This is a genomic window from Blautia sp. CGZ-1-C1, from assembly GCF_056504575.1.
Map to the genome: position 1 here is coordinate 1 of NZ_JBWLUT010000020.1, position 2,570 is coordinate 2,570.

Annotated in this window: 2 protein-coding genes; one reads left to right on the forward strand and one right to left on the reverse strand. The window is 41.2% G+C overall.

Features of this window, described 5'->3' with window-relative positions; all coding sequences use genetic code 11:
• On the forward strand, positions 1–740 hold a 740-nt coding region (locus AC058W_RS01110), incomplete at its 5' end, for a helix-turn-helix domain-containing protein (RefSeq protein ID WP_479389585.1).
• A 180-nt stretch (positions 741–920) separates the two neighbouring features.
• Here the strand turns inward: AC058W_RS01110 and AC058W_RS01115 are convergent.
• Complete coding sequence (locus tag AC058W_RS01115) at positions 921–2,384, reverse strand: sodium-dependent transporter (protein WP_119242761.1); 1,464 nt, start codon at positions 2,382–2,384, stop codon at positions 921–923.
• Positions 2,385–2,570: the final 186 nt, after the last annotated feature.

A 2,570-nucleotide genomic window follows, 5' to 3' on the forward strand; every position in this document is an offset into this window, starting at 1 on the left:
TTGCTTATCACTATCACGATTTTCATAAAGTAGTCATTTTTATCTCCGGAAAAGCTACTTATCATATCGAAGGAAAAGCCTACAACCTCAGACCATGGGACATCCTGCTCGTAGACCGCCATGCGATCCACCGTCCGGAAATCGATGCTTCCATTCCCTACGAACGCTTCATTCTCTGGATTCAGAATGATATTCCCTGGCAGGAACTTCTGAAATGTTTCCAGAAAGCAAACGACCGCAGCTATAATCTGATTCGTCTGCACCCTTCTCTTCAGGAAAAGCTGAAAGAAATCCTTCTGGAATTAGAGTCTGCCACAAAATCCGACGCATTTGCCAAAGACCTTCTGGCTCAGTCATTATTTCTGCAATTTATGATCTATGTAAACCGTATTTTTCTGGAAAAGCAATATATTTTCGACAGAAAATCATACTCTTTTGATTCACAGATTGCGGATATTCTGCAATACATCAACCACAATCTGAAAGAAGATCTGTCGGTAGACAATCTCGCCTCCAGGTATTATATCAGCAAATATCATCTGATGCGAAAATTTAAAGAAGAAACTGGATTCACACTCCATAACTATATCGTAAATAAGCGGCTTCTCATGGCTCGAACCCTGATTTCAGAAGGAATGCCGGTAACAAAAGCAGCATTAGAAAGCGGTTTCTCTGAATATAGCACTTTTTCCCGTGCATATCGAAAACAGTTTGGAGCTACACCAAGTAACATTTCATAACTCATAATCATTTCATTCTCTTATAATTATAACGTAAAACATTCATAAAATAATAATGTGTCAGTGAACAATTGCAAATATTACAAAATAAAAAGATGCAGGCATATCTGATTATTTTTCAGACAAGTCTGCATCTTTTTTCATATTCTCTTTTGTTTATTTGATTCCACTACTATCTGCTTATTTCGCTTTCTTCTTCGCCATCGCGCAGTAAAATACAAATCCCAGCAGCACCAGTGCCACGATCATCCAGCCAACCAGCGCTCCTGTTCCAAGGCCTGCGAATTTATCATAGTATCCTTTCAGATAGATTACGATAATGATCGCCGGAATTCCATAGGATACATAACCTTTCAGAGATTTCGGGAACTTCATTCCGGTGCCGGCATTCGCCTCTGCGATAAAGTTATCCCAGCCCCATCCATTCTTTCTTGTACAGAACAGAAGGTATCCAAGACTTCCAAGTGGAAGAAGGTTATTGGAAACGATAAAGTCCTCCAGATCCATGATGTTACTTCCATCACCAAACGGCTGAAATCCGGAAAGTACATTAAATCCAAGTACACATGGAATACTCAGGATTACTACCAGAACCGCACATACAACGACACTCTTCTTACGATCCCATCCAAATAATTCCATATTAAATACGATCAGGTTCTCAAATACGGCAATGATAGTTGAAATTGCCGCAAATGTCAGAAACAGGAAGAACAGACTTCCCCATAACGCACCGCCGCTCATCTTTGCAAAAATATTGGGCAGAGTGATAAAAATAAGACTCGGACCTGCATCTGGCTGGATTCCATAAGAGAAACATGCCGGAATAATGATAAATCCTGCTGTCAGTGCTACAAATGTATCCAGTATTGTGATGCTTACCGCTTCACCTGTCAGACTTCTGGATTTATCCAGATAACTTCCGAAAATCAACATCGCACCAATACCAATGGATAACGTAAAGAATGACTGGCTCAGTGCAGCAAATACTACATTACCGATTCCTGCATCCTTGATTTTCTGAAAATCAGGAACCAGATAAAAACTAATTCCTTCCCCTGCGCCTTCCATCATTACGGAGTGAACAGCAAGGACAACCATAATGATCAGCAACGCGCTCATCATTACTTTAGAGATTTTCTCAATTCCGTTCTGCAGTCCCATGAAGCAGACTGCGAATCCAATAAGACAGATAATGACCATCCAAAGCATCATCGTCGGCGCATTTCCAAGCATATCGGAAAATGACTGTGTCACTGCCTCAGGAGATGCTCCTGCAAAATCTCCCCGTAAACTCTTTACACAATAATAAAGCATCCATCCGCCTACTGTAGTGTAAAACATCATCAACATGTAACATCCAATGATACCGATGGATTTCAGCGGCTTCCAGCCGCTTCCCCCCGGTGCCAGTTTGTCAAAACATTTCGCAACACTCGTGTGGCTTCCACGTCCTACCGCAAACTCAGATACCAGGACCGGAATGCCCAGGATTACCAGGAAACATAAGTAGATCAGAATAAAAGCTGCTCCTCCATATTCTCCGCAGATGTATGGGAATTTCCACACATTTCCAATGCCAATGGCACATCCCGCCGATACCAGAATGAAACCAAGGCGTGAGCCAAAAGACTCTCTCTTCATACTGTTTTTCCCCCTTTAGGTTTTATAACGGTACACTATTATAAGCCGTTCTGATACACCAATTCTTTAGCAAGTCAATGTGTCAGTTTAACGCATTAAAGTATTTCCGTGTATGATAAAAGGGCCTTATATAATTAAGCCCTTTTATCTCAGTAAGCAGTCCATTACCATTTTTTATATGTCCGG